15 protein-coding genes are annotated in these 20,916 nt (G+C 45.3%); 6 read left to right on the forward strand and 9 right to left on the reverse strand.

Translation table 11 applies throughout. The annotated features are described in order from the left end of the window. Positions 1–56: 56 nt before the first annotated feature. The 3 genes from NG792_RS17445 to NG792_RS17455 all read right to left on the reverse strand — a co-directional run bounded on the left by NG792_RS17445 (position 57) and on the right by NG792_RS17455 (position 4,412). On the reverse strand, positions 57–1,703 hold the full coding sequence (locus tag NG792_RS17445; RefSeq protein WP_261236217.1) for an acetolactate synthase large subunit: 1,647 nt from the start codon (positions 1,701–1,703) through the stop codon (positions 57–59). 124 nt (positions 1,704–1,827) lie between these two features. Then, complete coding sequence (locus tag NG792_RS17450) at positions 1,828–3,195, reverse strand: NAD-dependent succinate-semialdehyde dehydrogenase (protein ID WP_261197181.1); 1,368 nt, start codon at positions 3,193–3,195, stop codon at positions 1,828–1,830. A 257-nt stretch (positions 3,196–3,452) separates the two neighbouring features. Continuing rightward, the gene (locus tag NG792_RS17455) at positions 3,453–4,412 is read right to left on the reverse strand and encodes a GDP-mannose 4,6-dehydratase (RefSeq protein ID WP_261236218.1); all 960 of its coding nucleotides are present in this window, start codon (positions 4,410–4,412) and stop codon (positions 3,453–3,455) included. Positions 4,413–4,583: 171 nt separating this feature from the next. Between NG792_RS17455 and NG792_RS17460 the strand changes: the two genes are divergently transcribed. Together NG792_RS17460 and NG792_RS17465 are read left to right on the forward strand one after the other, a co-directional pair. Further along, positions 4,584–5,513: a ribonuclease D gene (locus tag NG792_RS17460; protein WP_261236219.1), complete on the forward strand. Its 930-nt coding sequence runs from the start codon at positions 4,584–4,586 to the stop codon at positions 5,511–5,513. Positions 5,514–5,735: 222 nt separating this feature from the next. Next, entirely contained in the window at positions 5,736–6,176 is a 441-nt protein-coding gene (locus NG792_RS17465) for an HHL1-like protein (protein ID WP_261197184.1), read from the forward strand. Positions 6,177–6,238: 62 nt separating this feature from the next. Here NG792_RS17465 and NG792_RS17470 read toward each other — a convergent pair whose 3' ends face one another. The 3 genes from NG792_RS17470 to NG792_RS17480 form a co-directional block, all read right to left on the reverse strand. Then, the gene (locus tag NG792_RS17470) at positions 6,239–8,827 is read right to left on the reverse strand and encodes a DNA translocase FtsK (protein ID WP_261197185.1); all 2,589 of its coding nucleotides are present in this window, start codon (positions 8,825–8,827) and stop codon (positions 6,239–6,241) included. Between the two features lie 101 nt (positions 8,828–8,928). Further along, positions 8,929–10,941, reverse strand: a complete 2,013-nt coding sequence (locus tag NG792_RS17475; RefSeq protein ID WP_261197186.1) for an ATP-binding protein — start codon at positions 10,939–10,941, stop codon at positions 8,929–8,931. A 57-nt stretch (positions 10,942–10,998) separates the two neighbouring features. Beyond that, positions 10,999–11,838 (reverse strand): hypothetical protein, encoded by an 840-nt coding sequence (locus NG792_RS17480; protein WP_261197187.1) that lies wholly within the window; start codon positions 11,836–11,838, stop codon positions 10,999–11,001. Positions 11,839–12,175: 337 nt separating this feature from the next. Between NG792_RS17480 and NG792_RS17485 the strand changes: the two genes are divergently transcribed. Continuing rightward, positions 12,176–13,597 (forward strand): ParA family protein, encoded by a 1,422-nt coding sequence (locus tag NG792_RS17485; protein WP_317618825.1) that lies wholly within the window; start codon positions 12,176–12,178, stop codon positions 13,595–13,597. Then, entirely contained in the window at positions 13,594–14,382 is a 789-nt protein-coding gene (locus tag NG792_RS17490; protein WP_261197189.1) for a hypothetical protein, read from the forward strand. Before NG792_RS17485 ends, NG792_RS17490 begins: the two co-directional genes overlap by 4 nt. A gap of 57 nt (positions 14,383–14,439) precedes the next feature. Here NG792_RS17490 and NG792_RS17495 read toward each other — a convergent pair whose 3' ends face one another. From NG792_RS17495 to NG792_RS17505, 3 genes are all read right to left on the reverse strand, one after another. After that, positions 14,440–16,575, reverse strand: coding sequence for an AAA family ATPase (locus NG792_RS17495; protein ID WP_317618826.1), 2,136 nt, complete (start codon positions 16,573–16,575; stop codon positions 14,440–14,442). Between the two features lie 6 nt (positions 16,576–16,581). Continuing rightward, positions 16,582–18,705 (reverse strand): ATP-binding protein, encoded by a 2,124-nt coding sequence (locus NG792_RS17500; RefSeq protein ID WP_261197191.1) that lies wholly within the window; start codon positions 18,703–18,705, stop codon positions 16,582–16,584. 132 nt (positions 18,706–18,837) lie between these two features. Beyond that, positions 18,838–19,692: a hypothetical protein gene (locus tag NG792_RS17505; RefSeq protein WP_261236220.1), complete on the reverse strand. Its 855-nt coding sequence runs from the start codon at positions 19,690–19,692 to the stop codon at positions 18,838–18,840. Positions 19,693–19,754: 62 nt separating this feature from the next. On the opposite strand from NG792_RS17505, the gene NG792_RS17510 reads away from it, so the two are divergent. Next, positions 19,755–19,928, forward strand: coding sequence for a hypothetical protein (locus NG792_RS17510; protein WP_261236221.1), 174 nt, complete (start codon positions 19,755–19,757; stop codon positions 19,926–19,928). A 38-nt stretch (positions 19,929–19,966) separates the two neighbouring features. Further along, the gene (locus tag NG792_RS17515; protein WP_317619163.1) at positions 19,967–20,839 is read left to right on the forward strand and encodes an SDH family Clp fold serine proteinase; all 873 of its coding nucleotides are present in this window, start codon (positions 19,967–19,969) and stop codon (positions 20,837–20,839) included. Positions 20,840–20,916: the final 77 nt, after the last annotated feature.

A 20,916-nucleotide genomic window follows, 5' to 3' on the forward strand; every position in this document is an offset into this window, starting at 1 on the left:
GAGGGGTTGATTATACCGCGTTTTGTCTCATTCTTTAACCCCTAACTCATGGTGATTTAGATGGTGCAGTTCAATCCGCCTGATTTTTGACTAAAGCGGATATTTTCGCTGTAGTCAATGGGACAGTCAATCACTGCTGGAACATCCTGGGCTAGGGCTTCTTTCAGGGTGGGAATTAAATCCGCTGCGGATTCGATCCGATAGCCTTTTAATCCCATACTTTCGGCAAATTTCACAAAGTCAGGATTGGTGAATTTGATGAAGGCGGATTCACCATAGTGGTTCTGTTGTTTCCACTCGATGAGTCCATATCCGCCATCGTTAAAGATGATAGTTACGAAGGCGGTTCCGACGCGCAGGGCGGTTTCTAATTCTTGGCAGTTCATCATGAATCCGCCATCGCCAGTTACTGCCACAATTTTGCGATCGGGATAGACTAATTTAGCGGCTAATGCGCCGGGAATGGCAATTCCCATTGCGGCAAATCCATTAGAAATTAAACAAGTATTGGGCCGATCGCAATGGTAATGACGAGCAATCCACATCTTATGCGCGCCCACATCGGAGATGACAATATCATCCGGTCCCATCACCTGCCGCAAATCATAAATCAGTTTTTGGGGTTTGATGGGAAATCCATCATCATGGGCATACTGTTCATAATCGGCCCGAATATCGGCGCGAAGTTCGCAAGCGTGAGGGGCGGGTTTACTCTGGCGATCGGCGCGATGTAAAATTTCCATCAAGGAGTCAGAAATATCCCCCACTACTTCCACAATCGGGATATAACTACTATCAATTTCCGCCGGAGTTGCATTAATATGAATGATGGGAATTTTCCCCTCGGGATTCCATTTTTTCGGGGAATATTCAATCAAATCATAGCCCACGGCAATGACCAGATCGGTTTGCTCAAACGCACAGGTAATATAATCACGCTGTTGCAATCCTGTTGTCCACAAGGCAAGGGGATGAGTATAGGGAATGACGCCTTTCCCCATAAAGGTATTCGTAACAGGAATATGCAGGCGAGTGGCAAATTCTGTTAAGACTGACCCGGCATGAGCGCGAATTGCGCCATTTCCGACTAAAATGAGAGGATTATTTGCCCGAGAAATGGCCGCTGCTGCTTCATTTAACCCTTGATAAGAGGCATAGCTTTTTTCTTGCTTATCTTTTCTCAAGGGTTCACCGACAACCGGCATGGCGGCAATATTTTCCGGTAAATCGATATGAACCGCCCCGGGTTTTTCGGTTTGTGCGCGTTTAAAAGCTTTGCGAACAATTTCCGGGGTGATGCTGGGACGGACAATTTGCGCGTTCCATTTGGTGACGGGTTCAAACATCGCCACTAGGTCTAAATATTGATGGGATTCTATATGCATCCGATCGGTCCCCACTTGTCCGGTAATGGCGACGAGGGGAGCACCATCTAAGTTAGCATCGGCGACCCCTGTAATTAGGTTGGTGGCACCGGGACCCAAGGTGGAGAGGCAGACTCCGGCTTTTCCGGTGAGACGTCCGTAGACATCTGCCATGAATGCCGCACCTTGTTCGTGACGGGTGGTAATAAATTGAATAGAAGAGTTACTCATCGCTTTTAAAACGGCGAGATTTTCTTCTCCAGGGAGTCCGAAAACGTATTGTACGCCTTCATTTTCCAGACACTGAACTAATAGTTCGGCGGTGTTAAGTTCGCCCATAATCTTGTGTTACCTCAGAGAAATGCGTGGTTGATGACGGTGGCAAATGTGAGAACCTTTGGGGATTGCTGATGGGTTCGGTGAGTTAGGAACCTGTGACAATCCGTTAGGGTACGGTTTGGGTTTATTTGACCCAAACGGTTTTGATGTTGACGAATTCGTGAATGCCTTGAATGCTTAATTCGCGTCCATATCCGGACCGTTTGATGCCACCAAAGGGCAGGCGCGGGTCGGATTTGACTAAGCCATTAATAAAGACGGCACCGGCTTCGAGTTCTTCGATAAAGCGATCGCGCTCTTGGGGTTCGTTCGTCCAAGCAGAAGCACCCAAACCAAAGGGAATATCGTTCGCCCGGGCGATCGCTTCGTCGATATTAGCTACCCGAAATAACAGGGCCACGGGTCCAAAAAATTCTTCCCGTTCTGCCGGTATTCCGAGGGGAATATCGGTGATTAGCGTTGGAGGATAGAAGTTTCCCGGACGATCAATTAAAGGAATGCCCCCAGTCGCCGCTTTTGCTCCATTTTCAACGCAAGCTAAAACTTGTTGGTGTAATTCCTCTAGGATTGATCGAGTTGCCAGCGGTCCGATATCCGTTGCCGGATCCATTGGATCTCCCACCCGTAATGCTTTGAAATGCTCAATCAAGCGTTGCTCAAACTCCTCGGCGATCGCTTCTTCGACAATGAAGCGTTTTGCAGCAATACAAGACTGTCCATTATTAATCATCCGCGCTGTGGTTGCCGTTGCTGCGGCAACTTCCAGATCCGCGCTTTTCATGACAATAAAAGGATCACTCCCTCCTAACTCTAGGACTGTTTTCTTGATATATTTCCCCGCTTTTTCCGCTAAACTGGAACCGGCGAACTCGGATCCGGTCAAGGCCGCAGCTTGAACCCGATCATCGGCGATCACGTCCCCTACTTTGTCAGCACCTATTAACAAAGTTTGGAATACACCCTCGGGAAATCCAGCTTCGCTAAAAATCTCTTCAATGGCAAGGGCGCATTGCGGCACGTTGGAGGCGTGTTTGAGTAGACCCACATTCCCCGCCATGAGTGCCGGGGCCGCAAAGCGAAATACTTGCCAAAATGGAAAATTCCAGGGCATCACGGCCAAAATGGGGCCGAGGGGTTGGTAGCGCACAAAGCTGGTACTGGCGTCGGTTTTTCCGGGAACATCTGCAAGGAATTGGGCGGCATTCTCTGCATAATACCGACAACCCACCGCACTTTTTTCCGCTTCTGCGATCGCCGAAGCGAGGGTTTTGCCCATTTCCAGGGTCATGATTTTCCCGTAGTGGGCTTTATTTTTTTCCAAAATATCCGCTGCGGCATTCATCCATACCGCCCGTTGCTTCAGGGGAATCCGCCGATATTTTTCAAAAGCCTGTTGCGCTTTTTCCAGTTTAGCCTGGACTTCGGCATCGGTTAAAGCGCTAAAGGTTTGTATCGTTTCTCCCGTGACCGGGTTGATACTGGCAATAGCCACGATCTCATCTCCCATTTACATAATGATTCTTGCCTAGACAACAAGGTGTTGAGGCTCGATTGGTGGCATTGTTATTTTGTCAAACTTTGTGGGGTTCAAATGTTAAATTTCACGTCGATTTTTGTCTTCCATCTCAGAGGGAGCAAAAGTCGCAAATTTAGGATCTATCTGTTACAAAACCCTGACATTTGAACGCAACAACCGGCGCAACCGGCGGGGGATAAATCCCCCAGCGGTTGTTGCCCGCCCGGTGTTGCTTAAATCCCTTGCCTTTTGGCCTCTACCATCTGTCTAACCACCTCGGGCATTTTCGACCTTGCCTCCCATCCCAGCTTGGCTTTTGCCTTGCCTGGATTGCCTCGACCGATGGCAATATCTGTAGGTCGATATAAACTGGCGTCAATATTCACCCACTCCTGCCAATCCAGTCCCACACTATTAAAGGCGATCGCCACAAAATCCTCTAAACGATGGGTTTCCCCGGTGGCAATCACATAATCATCTGGGTCCGGGTGCTGTAACATCAAATACATCGCCTCTACATATTCCTGCGCGTAACCCCAGTCCCGCTGTACGGAAATATTCCCTAGATTCACTTTTTCGCGACTCCCTCCGGCAATGCGGCAGGCAGCAGCAATAATTTTTTGGGTGACAAACCGTTCGGGTCTCAGGGGAGACTCATGGTTATACAAAATTCCCGAACAGGCAAATAATCCGTAAGCTTCCCGGTAGTTGGCGACTTCCCAAAAGGCGGTAGCTTTGGCGACGGCGTAGGGACTCCGGGGCCGAAAGGGGGTGGTTTCATCCGCCGCGCGATCGCCCGTATCTCCAAAACATTCGCTGGACCCCGCATTATAAAATTTAATCGCTTTTCCCGTAAACCGAATCGCTTCCAACAAATTCAGCGTCCCGGTGGCAATACTTTCTAAGGTTTCCACAGGTTGATCGAAGGATAACCCCACGGAACTTTGTCCCGCTAGATTGTACACCTCATCGGGTTCAATTTTTGTCAAAATTTGTAACACACTGCGAAAGTCATTTAAAGACATGGATTCTAACTTGACTTGTTCGCGAATGCCTAAGCGGGTCAGATTGCGAAAAGATGACATTTGCGCGTCTCGGGAGGTGCCACAAACTGTATAGCCCTTGGAGAGGAGTAATTGAGCTAGATAGGCTCCATCTTGACCGGAAATTCCACAAATGAGCGCTTTTTTCATAAAGGAGTTCGCCTTCTATTGTTTAGCATTTTAAGATATTTGACTCTTTCCAAGATAGCTTAGATCCGTTGTAGCACTCTTTCTGGGAAGGGTTACCCTTCACTTGGGGTTAAATTGCCGGTACTCTGGAGATTTAACCGCGATAAAGAATAATCAGGGAGAGTAAGGACGATGCCTTATTTAAAGGATCCAGCAGATATTAAAGATGCGATCGCCACCTGTACCCAAGTTGAACGCCTTTGGGTGGATACAGAAGTGGCAGATTATCGAACCAAAAAACCCCGACTTTCTTTGATACAGATTTTGCCAGACTTCCCCGGGGATTTCCCCAACTCCCTAGAATTGTTAATGAACCGGGTTTATCTTTTAGATGTTCTCGATCGCCCCGCATTAACAGCCGAGTTTATCAACACCATCATGGCTGACTCGACCATTGAAAAAGTATTTCACAATGCTAGTTATGATTTGAGGTTTTTAGGAAAAAGCCAAGCTGAAAATGTAACTTGTACGTTACTTTTGGCGAAAAGCTTGCCGTTATTTATGTTAGAAACCTCCAATTTTCAACTCAAAACTTTAGCTTGTGAATTGTGCGGTTTACCCCATCCGGATAGTTCCGAGCAACAAAGTGACTGGGGGAAACGAGCGCTAAGTGAGGCGCAGGTGAGATACGCAACCCTCGACCCGATTTATTTAGCTTATGTGCATCGGCGTCTGGTGGAGATGGAACGTATGACTCAGCGCGATCCGGCAACGGATAACGTGCAGGTTTTGGCGGCAGAATATACGCGATTAAAGCAGGAAGCGGCATTACTGGAGTCGGAATTGAGTTATGTGGAAAAGCGCCTCAAATCGGCGATGCAAGCTCAACGGATTCCCCAAATAGAGCGGGTTAAATTCTCCAGTTATGAGCGATCGACGTATAAAACACCGTTTTCGGAATTAGCAAAACTGGTACAGGAGGAACAGCTAGATTTTGATTGTGTCCTGACCCTGACCAAGGAAATGCGGGCTCAGCTAGATGCCGTCCGCGATCGCCTTCCCATGTCCGTGGAAACCTCAGAAACCTTGCAGTTAAGGGTCATTTCCTCGGAGGATGAGTAATTGTAGCTTACTTGGCTCCTCCAAACTGTTAGCTTGATTCTCGAATCAACCCTAACATTTAGCAATTATAATAGGGTGGGCCTTTTCCCACCCTACGCCCCTGTGATCCACCCCGAGGGACCAATGACCAAGGACCAATGACCAAGGACCAATGACAAAAAGTATTGCAGAATTCTGAGAAATACTGTAACCTTTTGTAATACCACCCAGGAGGAAGCCAAAGTGACGACACAAAAGGGATTTGGGAAAGTCGAACCGCCCAAGAAAACCGGCAAAGCCACCGCAAAACGGGAGGCGGCAGCACAGAAGTATGAGAAAATGAAAGAAGGGGATATGCCCGAATTTCATATTTTTATGCGGATAGAAGGCAAAAATAACTGGTTTCCCGTGGGGTCGTTGATGGTGAATCGGACCAGTAAGATTAATCAAGCGATTTTTGACACGGAGGAAGAGTTGCGAGAAGGCGGATTTCGCTTGTTTCCCATTCTGCGAAAAAATCAACAGAATTTGGAGTATGGGTATCGCTTAAAAGGGAAGGAATACGCAGAAGACCCTATCGAGTTGGCAGTCCGTCCTCCATCCAAGCAGCCGAATTTCATCCAAAATGCGATCGCCAAGTTTAAAGAGAGTTTTGCCGGGAACCGCAACTCAGAGGTTAGTTGAAAGGCGTTCAGGGAATTGAGGTCAGATGGGGTCTTCCCGGGGAATATCCCCATCAATACCAATTAAGATAAGTCAATTTTTGAAGCAAATAAGCTTTGCAATCGGTGTAATTGAGAGCCGATTTGGTAGAGTAAATCTCCTTTGCCCAGGAGGTAAGCAGCGGATGTTTCTTGCCCGCCTAAAATAATGCTAGAGTCGGCTTCGCTGGCAGTTCGGAGGGCAACTCTTCCGGGCAAATTTGAGCGAATAATCGGTGTAACTACTTTTGCTTCTGGGCGTTGGGTGGCAATAATCAGATGAATTCCCGCCGCTCTTGCCATTGCACCCAGTCGTTTAATACTGAGTTCGAGGTCGGCGCGAATTTGTTTTTCTGCCATGAAATCGGCATATTCATCAAAAATGCAGACAATCCGGGGTAAGGGATTTTGTGCTTTCCGGTTATAGGAGGTAATATCATTACAGCCTGCGGATTCAAATTGGCGATAGCGAGTTTCCATGTCTGAGACGAGTTCTGCCATCAGTGCGATCGCCTGCTCGCTTTCTTTAACAATCGGGGAGAGCAACCAGCGCATCCCTTCAAATTCAGGAAAGGTAACACGCTTGGGGTCTACTAAGGCAATTTTGAGGTGACTAGGTTGATTGCGGTGGAGAAGACTCAACAGCAGCGATCGCAAAAACTCACTTTTTCCGCTTCCGGTTGTACCGCCTACCAAAAAGTGGCAGGTATTGGGGTCAGATAAATCCGCCTCAATTAAATTGCCATCTAAATCAATGCCAATGGCAATTTTGACAGGAGCATCCGCTGGATTTTGTTGCCGATGAATGTAATGGGAAAATTCCGCAGTTTCGCGATCGCCCCGGGGTAAATCCACGCTCACATATCCCGCTTGGGGGGCAATTAACGGGGGAACGGGAATCCCTAATTGCACCTGCAAATCCGCTGATAATTTTAAAATCGACGCCACTTTTATCCCGGGAGCGGGTTTGAGTTTGACTCGGATAAAAGCCGGACCAATCGCTGCTCCTAAGTAATCAACATTAATTTTAAAAGATTTGAGCGTCACCGTCAATTGTTGCCCCATCGCATCTGCATTCAGGGGGAGTTTGGGAACGGAATTTTGCGGCAGATTCAGCAGTGGTTTCAGCGCGGGGGGAGGAGTGTTCCCCGGAGAATCCACGGCAACCGGACTAGATTGAAAAAACGTTTGACACTTCTGGTGTTGCGGACAAATATCGCACAAGTGAGCTTGGGGAGTGGGCGGGGGTGGATTGGGATGCGGAGGTTGCCAGCGCAACCAGTCCTGCATTTGTTGGAGTTTATAGGGTATCAGTTGATGTACCGTTTGTTCTAATTCTTCCCAAGAATAGTGATACTCTTTAAACTCCGGTAATACACAGTAAACCGCAGAATCTACAGGGCAGTTTCTCTGTTGCTTGAGCATATAGCTATACAAAGCTACCTGGGCAAGTTGGCCGCTGATATCTGCCGGTTGATAGGTTTTATACTCCACCGCACAGAGGCGATCGCCTTGTCCATGCACAATCAAATTATCCACCTGTCCTTTAACCAATTGCCGACTGCCATCGGGTAAATCGAATTGATAATTGAGGCTAAATTCCCGGGCAATAAAGGTTTTAGCGAGGACAGAATCCGCCGAATAAAATTGGCGATTCGTCACTAATAATTCGGCATATCGTTGGATTAGTCCTTTTAATCCCTGCCAAATTTGGTTGAGGGCCGGTAGTTTATTGGGGTCCGCTTGAATCGTCGATTGGAGATAGCAACGAAACCGCAAATCATAGAAGCGGGTTTGCATCTGTTGGGCGAGAGTGTTGGCATTCAGTTTGGGCGGGGCATCTGCGAGAAACGCTGTAAATTCCGGCCCATCTAAGATTAAGGAAACAAATTGCTTGGCGAGTTCGTGAAATGGGTTACCAATGCCGAAAGCATTGGGGGTGGGAATAAACATCGTCATCTTCCCAAAATGCTGGCCCAGATAAAATAACCGGGGACATTCAAAGGCCACACGAACATTAGTCGCTGTCAAAGATTTGGGGTCAGAGGATTCGGATTTGGGCATAGGGACAAGCTTGGGGATGGGGAAGGGCTGGGGTTTAGTAAATTGTTTTAATTTCAGATAAACTTGGGCTAAATAAACCGGATCCATCTTGGCATATCTTAATTGCCCTTGACTGAGGGGGCGCTGTCCCCAGTCGCTGGATTGTTCTTCCGGATGGATATCAGAAAATTGGCAGAGTTCGGCGGCGAGGGTTTTGAGTTTGAAGTTGGAAACCCCGAGGCGATCGCGTTTCAATGTTCTGGCCCATTTTAAGGTACAGGTGACATTCTGGGATTGAGATTTTCCCAAAAATCTTAAATCATAACTGGCATTATGAAAAACTTTTTCGATGTCAGGATTGGCCATAATTTTGCCAATAAACTCCTGGACTAATTCCCGTTTCTCCAACACATCCAGGATATAGGCAAACTCTCCAGTGCAGTCCGTTTCCTGGGCCAGAACTTGAATCAGAGAAAGTCGGGGAACAGGACTGTACCAATCCGCTACTTCGGTATCAATCCACAGAATCGGATGAGCCGCGAATTGGGCAATGGCAGCTTGGATCTCAGCGGGTCGAGTCAAATAAAACATTAATCAATAGGGTGAAAGTGGGGTGCTGGTTTCCCTAAAAGGGTGGTGAAAGCCACTAGAAAGAGCAATTCTAGGCCGTTTAATCGGTCATCCATTTGGGCCTAGACTTGCGGAACCCGAGAGATCACTTGAGTCTTGGGATCGCTTTCAGAACCGATCAAATCAATTTTTCCTTCTTGAATCAGTTCATCAATCAATTGATTGAGTCCTTCTGGAGAAACCGTATCAAAGTTAGCATGAGCATTGTCAATCGCCATCTCTCGTCCTAAGAACTGTTGGGTAATGACCATATCTAAAATAAAGTCTTTAGCGGCTAAAATTTGGGGGTCAACCTCCGGTTGACTCGGGTCAGAATCGGTTTTGGGCGGAGCAGGAACCATACCTAAATCTTGCAATAAGATACAGCCCTGCAAAATCTCCGTTTCTCGGATCAGTTTCTGCAACCGCTCCAGGGTTATCACTTGATCCACAATCACCAACTCTCCCGCCAGGGCTTCTTTAACTAGGGTATAATAAGTTCCCAGATAGTGCAGGGAGTTGAGACGGGGGGTGATATGACGATGGGGAGAACCCGTAAACAGTTCTTTATACAGTTTATATCCCTTGAGTTTAGATTCTTCCACTTTTTCAGCGCGGATTAAATAAACTGGAGTTTTAGGATGCTGTGCCATTGAGCGGCGGCAGGCATCCATCACAAAGAAAAAGGTTTTCATGTTCGGATCTTCACTCCAAACCACCCCAATCGATTCCGGTCCACCACTGGGTTGATAGGAGAGAGAATAACTCGCTAATTTGTCGCTCAGTAAAAATTTCGGGGCAACGGGTAAGCGCAATGCCTCCATCGCCGCCTGTAACATTTGAATCCGCTCCGGTGCTGAAAAATAACTAATTTTAGCAACTTTTTTCTGAGTCTTTTTAAACTCTTCCACCCAGAGTAATTTCAAGCCAGAACCATAATCTGCTGGGGGTGGCGGTTGTCCAATTTTATACTCTTCAATCAGTTGCCGCCCCAGTTGTAATACTAAGCGAGGAGCAGTCTTGCCACTGGGAAATTTTTCTTCTAAGTCTTTGCGAGTTAAGGGATAAATTGGCGAAAGGGGTTGAATGCTAACTTTTTGATGCAGTGAATAAAGACGATTTGCCCAGATGGCTTCGGCTTCATCCAAGCCAATTCGTTTGAGGAGAATCAGTTTATGAATTCCCGCTTTATCCGAATTTTGAATTCCCTGTCTTACAATTTTCCAACTATTTTGCACCATGTTAATAATAATTAAGAAATTCGTGATTCCCTCCAGATGCAGGCGAGTATTCAAACTCAACAAGGGTTGCAAATTTAAAGAGCCCCCGGACCCCATACCTACCAGCTCAACGTTATCTAAACATAAAACAATCGGTTGGGTTTCCGTTGAAATTTTTCCCAAATTCGCTAAAATTTCCCAAGCTGCTTCTTCACTTTCGATGGAATGTTTTAATTTCAGGTCTTGGAGAGAATCTTCACTTAAATCATCCCCGCGCAACCACTCGCAGGCGATGGGATAGAGTTCCGGGTTGGTGAGGTCATACAAAATCCCAAAAAAACTATCGGCTTGGGCAATCCCGAGGGATTGATAGGTTTTTTTGAGGTGGGTGATAAATTTTTTACGATTACTTTGGAGTAAGGTCCAGACTTGATCATCAAAAATTCGCTGTTTTAGGGAACGATTGGTGAAGGCAGACAGACTTTTGAGCCAAAGCATGAGTTGGGAATCGGTTTCCCCTTCTGGAACTTGCATGAGACTATCAACAGTGTGGCGCAGGAGATGGCGTCTCATCCATTCATGGTCAGACCAAGGGGGAATGTAGGCAAAAAAGGCTTTAGGTTTCAAAGTCTTTTTGAGACGACCTAATAGATAACTTTTGCCCGAACCCGGATCCCCCAGCAGCATAATTGTGCGGCTGTGATGGTCCTGGGCCATTTGGTCCACCCAGGTTTCAATCTCAACCATTGCCTCTTTGTGAATCGAATCAACGGTGAGTGAGGCTTCTTGGCTTTCTCTCCAAAAGTTTCCCGTTTTAAATGAAATGGGGTCGAAAGGGTTAACCGATCTTTGAATAATTGTGTCTATAGATACCATGCCTGAAATTACCTAATGCGAAGGGGTAAAAATGCCAACAATCAAGGCAGTCAGAGACTAGAAATAGGTGATAAAAAATAGCGGACATCCGAGATCTTGGGGAATTCCTGCGTTGATTTGGTCGGGACTGTAGGGGTTTGTATCCACTAAAGAACTCAACTCAATTTTATCGTCGCCTTCCAATCGATAGAGGGCTTGATCCAATTCCCTGCGGGATAGAGGAGGTTGAAGTTTCTGGCGCAGATGAAAAATTGGTAAATAATTGTCCGTTACTAATTCTTGGTCTAAAGCCCGAATTAGTTGCCAAATTTCCTCATCACTGGGCTTTTTCATGGGGACTGGGGCGGCAGTTTCGGGCGCAGGAGAGGTCGGCGGTAAAGCGGCTTTTTCCGGGAGGTGAACTTTACGGAGAAACCGAAGATATTCCGTCAACATTTTCAGGTGAATCGTACCCTTGGTACTGTTAGACTCAAACTCATCTCGTAAAAATTCTTTTCCCCGTTCCGTCAGCCAAACTTCTTTAAATTTTTTATCAATAACTTTAATAAATCCCCGGGCGGCTAAACTGTGAATGACAGCTTGTCGCTGCTCCGCAGCAACCCCAGTTTGCGCAGGGGAAATGCTACCTTTAGCTGTAGCTTTTAGGACTTTTAATTCTTGTTCAGAGATCGGCAATGTGGTCGGATCTGCTTGGAGTAGGGATTTTCCCGGAGGGGCGATCGCCAATTTTTTGATTTCTTCCGTACAATCAACTAGCCCGCGTTCAATCAGTTGGCGACCGATGCGATCGCGTTCTGAAGCTTTCGTTTTCGGGTTAGGCTCAACTTTGGTGATCAATGCCCGATAATCCGTAAACCCCAATAACTTCAACAGAAATTTTAGCTCCGTTACATCCATACCTTCACCCGTCGCTTGCGCGCCATAACAACTGCCCAACTTTATAATGACCCGATTTGGAACCCGACGATCGCTTTTTTACAAAACTTTAGAAATCTTCCCGGGTCCGGTTCCGAGTCCCTCTTTAAAAACCCTCCACCTTATAAGGGGAAGTCTTCAACAGAACAAAGTCTACCGCTTGTGTTTATTAATAAATGTTAAGATATTGTTCAAATTTAACCTCAGATCCGCTAATATGTAAAACGATTCTGTAAGGCTCCGGATTATCCGGCTAAAAACCTTGAGTTTCCATCCAGACCTTTGCCGAAACGAGAGCGAAGTCGAGAGTAAACTAATCGTGAGTTACTTGTTGCCAGCCTTAGGCTACACCCCGGACAGTTGGCATCAAGAAGTTGCCTTTATTTCACTTCGGTTAGGTTTCTTAGCCTTCAATACCCCAGCAATTCCCTTCGTCCTCGATGCGAATTCGCCCATGAGGGTCGTCATTGAGGCCAAAAGTCCCAAACAAAACCTAGATCGAAACCGAAGAAAGTTGAAGCGATATTTAACGAAACTACAAGTTAAATATGGTGTTCTCACGAATGGCAAGGAAATGCGGATTTATGAACGATTGGGGGATGAGATTGAGCTAGTTTTTCAGTGTAGGGGAGGAGAAATTGAGGCAAGAATTGAAGAAATAAATGCCTTGATTGGGAAAGATAGCAGGAACCCTAAGCAAACCCTAGATTCCCGGTCTACAGACTCTAATTTCCCTCACCTGGGAGCCGAGTCAATTCCTGAAGGAGTATCTAAAGACATTCCTTTTTCCATCCCATTTCCCGAGGAATTATTTCCCGAAACTCCCATTCAGCCCAAACCCGTTGTTGAGCAAAATTTTAATAACCAGAGGAAAGCTACGTTGAAAGTAATTGCTGTTTATCATAATAAAGGCGGCGTTGGAAAAACCACAGTTGCAGTCAACTTAGCTGCCGCTCTGAGAAAAAGGGGTAAAAAGGTTCTGTTGATTGATATAGATGCTCAATCTAATTCAACTTTTGCAACCGGATTACTTAAATTCATTTTTGAAGAAGATGACAATTTAAGAGATAATAATGTTTATCATCTTCTGGAATCGGGCGAATTTTGTTTTATTTCCGATGTGGCGCGAAAATCGGAGGGTTTTAATAATCCAGAAATTGAGGTAATTCCTTCTCATATTACCCTGATTGAAGGGCAGTATAAATTGAATCAAATCGGTGCCAGTAAAACTCGGTTAGTGACTAAGTTAAGCCGAGTAGAAAAAGAATATGATTTCGTAATTATAGATACCCCTCCCTCTCGGGATTTATATGCAGAAGTAGCCTTGATTGCTGCGGATCATTTAATTATTCCGTCGGATTTGAAACCTTTTGCTAACCAAGGGTTACCCAGTGTTACCCAGTTTATCAGCCAAGTTGATGAATTTCGGGAGATGATTGGAAAAAAACCCCTTAATATTTTAGGAGTTTTACCTTCTAAAATTTCCCCTAACCCCAAATTTTTGCAATATAGTTTTCCCAAACAAAAGAGGGTGATTCCGGGCCGATATGGCATTCCCTTAATGGATTCAATTATTTATGAAAGAGTCCTTCTTTCTCAATGCACTAATCATACCAGTGCTCTGGGGGAAGAGATACCTGAACCCAAATCAATATTGGAATATTCTCCGGAGTCTTTATCCTCCGGAGAATTTCAAGCCTTAGCCCTAGAAGTTTTAACAAAAACAGGAATAGACCTATGATTTCTTTTTCTCTAGTAGATGTTAAAAGTATCCATTCTACCGTCTCTCGTTCCACTTTATCTGAAACAGTCTTGGATAGTCTTTCCGACCTAATTTTAGAGTGTGAAGGACTTCTAAGACCTGTAGTTTTAAAAAGAACGGGACCCGAAAGTTATACCGTAGTTGATGGACATTTAGAATATTACGCTGCGGTTAGAGCAAAAGAAAAAAATCCTCGTAAAGGAGAAATGGTTAATGCTTTTGTGATTGCACCCAAACATGAAGAAATCATCCTCAAGCAAACTGAATTATTGAATAGTTTTGCCGACTCAAAGACCAACCAAGGCGTTAAAGTTGCACCCGCTCAAGCGCCTATTCAATCTAATCAGGAAGGTCTTCAAGATTTACCCCTTCAGACGCCCATTCAACCGGATTTAGAAGCCCGATTCCTTAATATTGAAGTTAGAATTGACACTCGACTCAATGAATTAAAGGCTGAGTATTCTCAGAATCTTCAGAGAATTGAGGAGATGTTAGACCAAAAGGTAGAGGAACGGTTAAAAGATATTGAAAGTCGGGATACCAAACCTGCTCCCTTATTAGAATCTCTGAATAACTTAGAGTTGCCTTTACTGGCTTCGCGGTTGAAAAAGGCTGGAATTAATAATAAGATTATCGAGAATATCGCAAAAGAGCGAAATACAACGCCATTTGAACCCTTTGTCACTTTTGAAGATGTGGTGGACAGAATTAATGGCGTGGCTGCAAAAACCATGATTAAAATGATTGATGGTTGGCAAAGGTAAGCCTATATGGACCCTTTAATCTTTAAAGGAGTGGCAGTTTTAAACCTGCCACTCTGTCTAGTTTCTAGCCTTCTTGCCAAAGGCTTCTAATACACAAACTAACTGGGCGGAGTCGGGGACCGTTTCATCTAAAATAAACAGTTTGTTTTCGGTACATAGCTGAAACAGTAACTCTTTAACTTGATACTCTTGCACATCAGTAAATTGGTCTAAGGTATTCTGAATTAACACGGTTCGGCCCATGATTTGTTGAGTACGAACTAAGGCGAGTAAATACTCTTTTGCTTGCTTTAAAGCTTTGCTGCGATCGCCTGCGGGTCCGAGTTGTTTGGGTTTATTATCACTAACTCCGATAATGCGGGTATATCCGGCAAACACCCCCAAGGTTTGTAATACCGGACATTCTTCTAAAATTTGGGATTGGCGAATCATTTCTTGTAGTTCTTTTAAATTCGGGGTAAGACTTCCCACGACTAATTCACCAGCACAAGCAGCGTTGACTAAACTATGATACGTTACCAAATAATGTACCGATACCATATCTGGTAAAATATGGCGATGGGGATGTCCGGTAAAAATTTCGGAGTAGAGTTTATTTCCCAGGTTTTTGCGCGTTCCTAAGCGTTCAGCGCGAATTAAATAGAGGGTTTTGCAGCGTTGCATAGTCAGGGCTTTTTCACAGGCTTTCATGATATGATAAAAGCTGACTAGATTGGGGTCTTCTGTCCAGACAATCCCAATTCTTCCCAGTTGTGCTGGCAGGTGATAGCTGAGGGAATAACTAGCGTAGCTGGGACTGGGTAAGAGTTTTTGTTGAATCCCACTCACATTTAAGGCTTCTAGGGCTTCTCGCACCATTTGCATCAATTCGGGGGCGGAAAATTGACGCAAGCGGGTGATTTTCTCCTGGGTTTTATTAAATTCTTTCACCCAGAGGAGGTGAAAGGCGGCAGTGACTTCGTTAGCCGAAGGTGAGATGACCGTTTCGGGTTTTGTTCCCTCCTGCTGTTTCGCCTCTTGAAACAGTTGTCTTCCCAGGAGGAGGGTAAACCGAGGTAAGGTTTTCCCCCCGGGAAATTTCGCCTCTAAATCTTGTTCGGTGATGGGATAGATGGGGGATGGGGGGGCAGTTTCGGCTAGTTGGTGTAAGGGATACAAGCGCATCGCCAACAATCCGGCAGCTTGATGGAGGTCGATCGCACTCAGGCGGATTTTTGTATCAATTCGGGCTAAATCCGCCGGTTGTATCCGTTTATAGTTTTGTTGCCAGGTGTTGGTGATGATACTTATGATAATAACAAAATTTTTGAGTTTTTGATTATGAATAATTGAATTTACGTTAAATAACGCCTGTAAATTAATTAATCCATCTATCCCCCTATCTATATTATCTAAATTATCAAAGCATAAAACCATCGGCTGAGTTGCGGAGGCAATTTTGCCAAAGTTGGATAAAATTTGCTGGGCGGCATTTTCTGAATCAATGGACCGTTTGACCCTCAGAAGTTTTAAACTGCCTTCGTCTAAATCATCGCCTTTGAGCCATTCACAAGCGAGGGGATATAATTTAGGATTGGTTAAGTCATAGAGAAGGCCAAAGAACTCATTAGCGTTATAGATTCCAGCGGGATAGGTTCCTTTTAATTTGTGGATAAACAGTTGCCGTTCTCCGAACACCCGTTTCATCAGACCTCTATCTTGAAATGCGGCTAATTCTTTTAACCAAAGTAACAGTTGGGATTCGGTTTGACCTTGGGGAACATACATTAAACTATCTAAGGTATTGCGGAGGGTATGCCGCCAAATAAAGTCGCTTTCGGGCCAAGGTCCAATATAGGCAAAAAAGCCTTTGGAATTGAGGGTACTTTTAATCCGTCCTAAGAGATAACTTTTCCCAGAACCCGAATCTCCCGAGAGTAGAATTGTCCGGGTTCGATGATCTTGGGTGACGTGATCGACGACGGAGGTAATTTCCGTTAAGACTTCTTGATGAATGGAATCGACGGTAAAGGCAGAATTTTGGTCTTCTTGCCAAAAATTACCGGGTCTAAAGGTGGTGGAATCAAAGGGGTTAACGGATTCTTGAATAATGCGGTCAATAGATGCCACGGCGGACTCCTCAGTGAGAGAATACAGGGTGTAATTAGGGTGCAATTTCGTCCAGAGGCGATCGCATTTTGTAGGCGATCGCAATTGGAGTTATCGCTGCGAGTTGACCAAATAGACTAACTGATCTTCCAGTTTTGCATCAGGATTCAGGATGGCAACCGAGGGATGATTTTCACAAAGATGTTCAATTAAATGGTGAACTTGGGATTCGTTAATATGGGAAAATTGCGAAATCGCTTCTTGAGATAACCTTTGGCGCGCCATACATTGTTGACTGATCGCCCGATTTAACAAAAAATCCTCCACAGGTTGCCACAATTCCCGAGTTGCTTCGCCAATGGGGAGACTAGGGACCAGTTCTAATTGTTGCAATAGGGGACAGTATTGCAAAATTTTGGATTCTCGAATCAGGGTTTGCAATTCGGTTAAATTTGGGGTAGAATTGCCCACAATTAAATCGCCTCCACAGGCATCATTGACTAAGCTGTGATAGGTAATTAAATAATGAACCGACAGCAAGTCGGGTTTAAGATGCTGATGACGAGACTTCCGGTAAATATCGCTATAGATTCTGTATCCGGTATTGTTGGGATTGCCGATACTTTCTTCGCGGATTAGGTGCAACTTGTGGCATTGTTTCGCCGCGATCGCCTCTTGGCAGACTTTCATAAAATTGCAAAACTTCGTCAAATTGGCATCTTCACTCCAGGCAACTCCAACGGTTTCTGAAGTTCCGGGGAATTGATAGCTGAGGGAATAACTGCTATAAGTGCGACTATCTAGGAAGCGAAGGTTAACCTCGGGGACGGATAATGCTTCTAATGCTTCCCCTAACATGGCGATTAATTCCGGGGAAGAAAACTGACGAATTCGGGAAATTCTATCCTGAGTTTGGCTAAATTTCCTCAACCATAATAACTTGAAAGCTGCCAGTAAATCTGCTTTGGGTTCAGCAGTAGGGGGTAAACTAGGCGTTTCTGAAACATCGATCGCCGGTTCAGGAGAATGGGAGGATTGTTGATCCAGAACCGGGGTATATTCGACATCAATATACTCGATGCGATCGCGCATTAATTCTAACTTGTGGTCCTGAAATAACTGGCGTCCCAACATCAACACATTTCGGGGACGAGTTTTCCCTCCGGGGAATTTATCCTCTAACTTTTCTCGGGTGAGGGGATACAAATTAGAAGGGGGTTGGGTGGCAGATTGACGATGCACAATAGACAAACGACTCGCCCAAAGTGCCTCCCCTTGATACAAACTAATTTGTTTGAGTTGAACAATCGCATCCAGTCGGTCCCTATCCGTTGCTTGGATGCGAAACGCATTTTGTTTCCAGGTATCGGTAATGATGCTAATCATTACCAGAAAGTTTTTTAATTTTTGCGTGTGAATGACGGAGTTTACCCCAAATAAACTAGGTAAATCAATAGATCCATCGGCTAATCTGGCAATATTATCTAATTGGTCAAAACACAGAACAATCGGGAGAGTTTCAGCGGAAATCCTCCCAAAATTGGCTAGAATTTTTTGGGCCGCATCTTCGCTATCAATAGAATGTTGCACTCGGAGAATCTTGAGACTTTCTTCATCTAAATCATCCCCGCGTAACCACTCACAGGCAAGACTAGAAAATTTAGGATTTGTCAAGTCATAAAGGACGCCAAAGAACTCATGGGCATTATAAATTCCCGTGGGATAGTTATCTCGGAGATTGCGAATAAAAACCTGGCGATCGCCACGAATCATATCCATGATACTGCGATGCTCAAATTCCGATAACCCTTTCAACCACAAAATTAATTGAGAATCTTCTTCGCCCTCGGGAACTTCCAGCAAACTATCCACCGTGTACCGGAGAATATGCCGCCAAATATAGTCACTGGCAGTAAAGGGTTCGATATAAACAAAAAAGGCTTTACGATTCAGAATCCGCTTGATTCTGCCTAATAAATAGGACTTGCCGGATCCTGTTTCACCTTCTAATAAAACAGTGCGAGTGCGATGGTCCTCGGACACCTGATTGAGTAGAGTTTCGATTTGAGAAATGGCCTCTTGGTGAATGGAATCAACCGTAAAAGCCGGATTTTGTTTTTCCTGCCAAAAATTCCCAGACCAAAAGGTTTCCGCATCAAAAGGATTTGGTTCACGCTGAATGATTTGTTCGAGTGTTGCCATAAGAGTTGCTTTGGGTAAGTTGTCATGGGTCATTGGTCGGTGGTCATTTGTTGTTGGTCATTGGTCCTTGGTCATTGGTCATTAGGGGGTGTTGTCATTGGTCATTGGTCCTTGGACATTAGGGGGTGGGGTGTCTTTTGTTATTGATGATGACCTATTTTTAATTTATTGAGTTACAATAATAAAAAACAAAGGGCCGCCGATATCTTGGGGAATCCCCAACTCGATTTGGTCCGGACTGTAAGAAATGGCCTCTTGTAAAGAACTTAACTCAATGCGATCATTACGTTGTAAGCGATAAAGAGTGCGATCCAACTCTTCCCGGGAGAAAGGGGGTTGTAACTTTTGGCGTAAATGAAAAATCGGCAAATAGTTATCCGTTGCTAATTCCCGATCTAACTGCTGAATTAACTGCACAATCTCATCATCGGATAAGGGTTTAGGTACAATAACCTCCGATGATGGGGGAGTGATTGTGGCGGGAGATGAATGGGGGGGAAGAGAGTCTTCTGGCGATCGCAACGATTTCCGCAAGAAGCGCAAATAATTCGTTAGCATATCCAAACTAACGACAGGTAACGTTCCACTGGGATTGTACTCTTCCCGGAGATATTCCTGCCCTCGGGCTGTCAACCAGACCTCAGTAATTTGGCTTTTTTCCGCCTTAATTAACCCCTTTTCTGCTAACCCTTGAATAACAGATTGCCGGTTTGCCGCCTCTAGGTTTGTTTGTGCCGGAGTGATGGTAGACTCAGCACAAGCCGTGAGGATGGTCACGGACGCCTCAGCGATCGGCAATCGGGTGGGATCGAGTTGTAGCAGCGACTTTCCTGCCGGAGAAATCGAAAAGGTCAAAATCTCCTCAGCATATCCAACTAACTCGCGATCGGCGAGTGTACGACAGATGCCATCGCGTTCCGCCGCCTTGGTTTTCGGATTCGGTTTAATCTGGGTGATGGCTGCCCGATAATCGGGAAACCCTAGTAAATCTAGCAGAAACTTGAGCTCCTGCACTTCCATGTGCTCCCCCTAACTGGATTGGCAACGACAATAAACGACAAAACGTCTAATACCAGTTTAAATTGCAGGGAGACCCAGAGAACTCCGAGAATGGCCTTGGCGATCGCCTCCCGGGGGAAATGGCCGACTGGAACCCTTACCCCTTCAATCATCCCATCGAAACCGGCTATAATTTCAAACCAGACCCGAAGTCGGCGATCGCCCCCTCGTGTCCAATTTTTCAGCATTTACACTAAAATACCAGTAATAGCAGATTGTTTTAAGGGTTTCCTTCATGAATATGGACTTTAATTTCCTGGATTTTATTTGGGTTTTTTTCTTACTCGCCTCCTTGCAACCCTTATGGCAAAAACGTCAAATTGAAACCCGTCGCTATCAAGCCATATCTGAATTTGAACGGCAACGAAATAGCCGTGTCATTCTCCTAATTCACCGGCAAGAATCCATTAGTTTATTAGGGATTCCTTTGTCTCGCTATATCAGTATTGAAGACTCCGAACAAATTCTCAGGGCGATTCGCCTGACTCCCCCTAATGTTCCCATTGATTTGATATTACATACCCCAGGCGGACTCGTTTTAGCCACCGAACAAATTGCTAGGGCCTTAATTCGTCATCAGGGAAAAGTGAGCGTATTTGTTCCTCATTATGCCATGAGTGGAGGAACCATGCTGGCCCTAGCATCCGATGAAATTATCATGGATGAAAATGCCGTCCTCGGTCCCGTTGACCCGCAGTTAGGAACCTCTCCAGCGGCCAGTATTCTCAAAGTTTTAGAAGAAAAACCCATTTCTGAAATTGACGACCAAACCCTGATTATGGCCGATATTGCCCGCAAGGCGATCGCCCAAGTCCAGCGGTTTGTTCGCACCCTCCTAGAAGACAATATTCCAGTCCAAAAAATCAACCCCCAAGATATTGATACCATCATTGAAAAACTAACCACAGGTCAAGTGACACATGATTATCCCATTACCGTAGAAGAAGCAACAGAAATGGGTTTACCCATAACCGTTGGTTTACCTAATTCTATCTATGATTTAATGGATTTATATCCCCAAGCAAAAGTAGCCCGTCCCACAGTTCAGTATATTCCCATGCCCTATCAAAATCGTCCCATGTTGCCCGAAGGGAAGGGGAAAGGGTGAGGGGAGATAGGGGAGGTGGGGGAGATAGGGGAGGTGGGGGAGATAGGGGAGATAGGGGAGGTGGGGGAGATAGGGGA

The organism is Laspinema olomoucense D3b, assembly GCF_025370785.1.
In the GTDB taxonomy this organism is placed as follows: Bacteria; Cyanobacteriota; Cyanobacteriia; order Cyanobacteriales; family Laspinemataceae; genus Laspinema; species Laspinema olomoucense.

Coding starts and splice junctions, on each gene's coding strand:
- NG792_RS17445 (WP_261236217.1), bottom strand. CDS start 1,703: ATGGGCGAACTTAACACCGCCGAACTATTAGTTCAGTGTCTGGAAAAT.
- NG792_RS17455 (WP_261236218.1), bottom strand. CDS start 4,412: ATGAAAAAAGCGCTCATTTGTGGAATTTCCGGTCAAGATGGAGCCTAT.
- NG792_RS17460 (WP_261236219.1), top strand. CDS start 4,584: ATGCCTTATTTAAAGGATCCAGCAGATATTAAAGATGCGATCGCCACC.
- NG792_RS17470 (WP_261197185.1), bottom strand. CDS start 8,827: ATGTTTTATTTGACTCGACCCGCTGAGATCCAAGCTGCCATTGCCCAA.
- NG792_RS17475 (WP_261197186.1), bottom strand. CDS start 10,941: ATGGTATCTATAGACACAATTATTCAAAGATCGGTTAACCCTTTCGAC.
- NG792_RS17480 (WP_261197187.1), bottom strand. CDS start 11,838: ATGGATGTAACGGAGCTAAAATTTCTGTTGAAGTTATTGGGGTTTACG.
- NG792_RS17490 (WP_261197189.1), top strand. CDS start 13,594: ATGATTTCTTTTTCTCTAGTAGATGTTAAAAGTATCCATTCTACCGTC.
- NG792_RS17500 (WP_261197191.1), bottom strand. CDS start 18,705: ATGACCCATGACAACTTACCCAAAGCAACTCTTATGGCAACACTCGAA.
- NG792_RS17505 (WP_261236220.1), bottom strand. CDS start 19,692: ATGGAAGTGCAGGAGCTCAAGTTTCTGCTAGATTTACTAGGGTTTCCC.
- NG792_RS17515 (WP_317619163.1), top strand. CDS start 19,967: ATGAATATGGACTTTAATTTCCTGGATTTTATTTGGGTTTTTTTCTTA.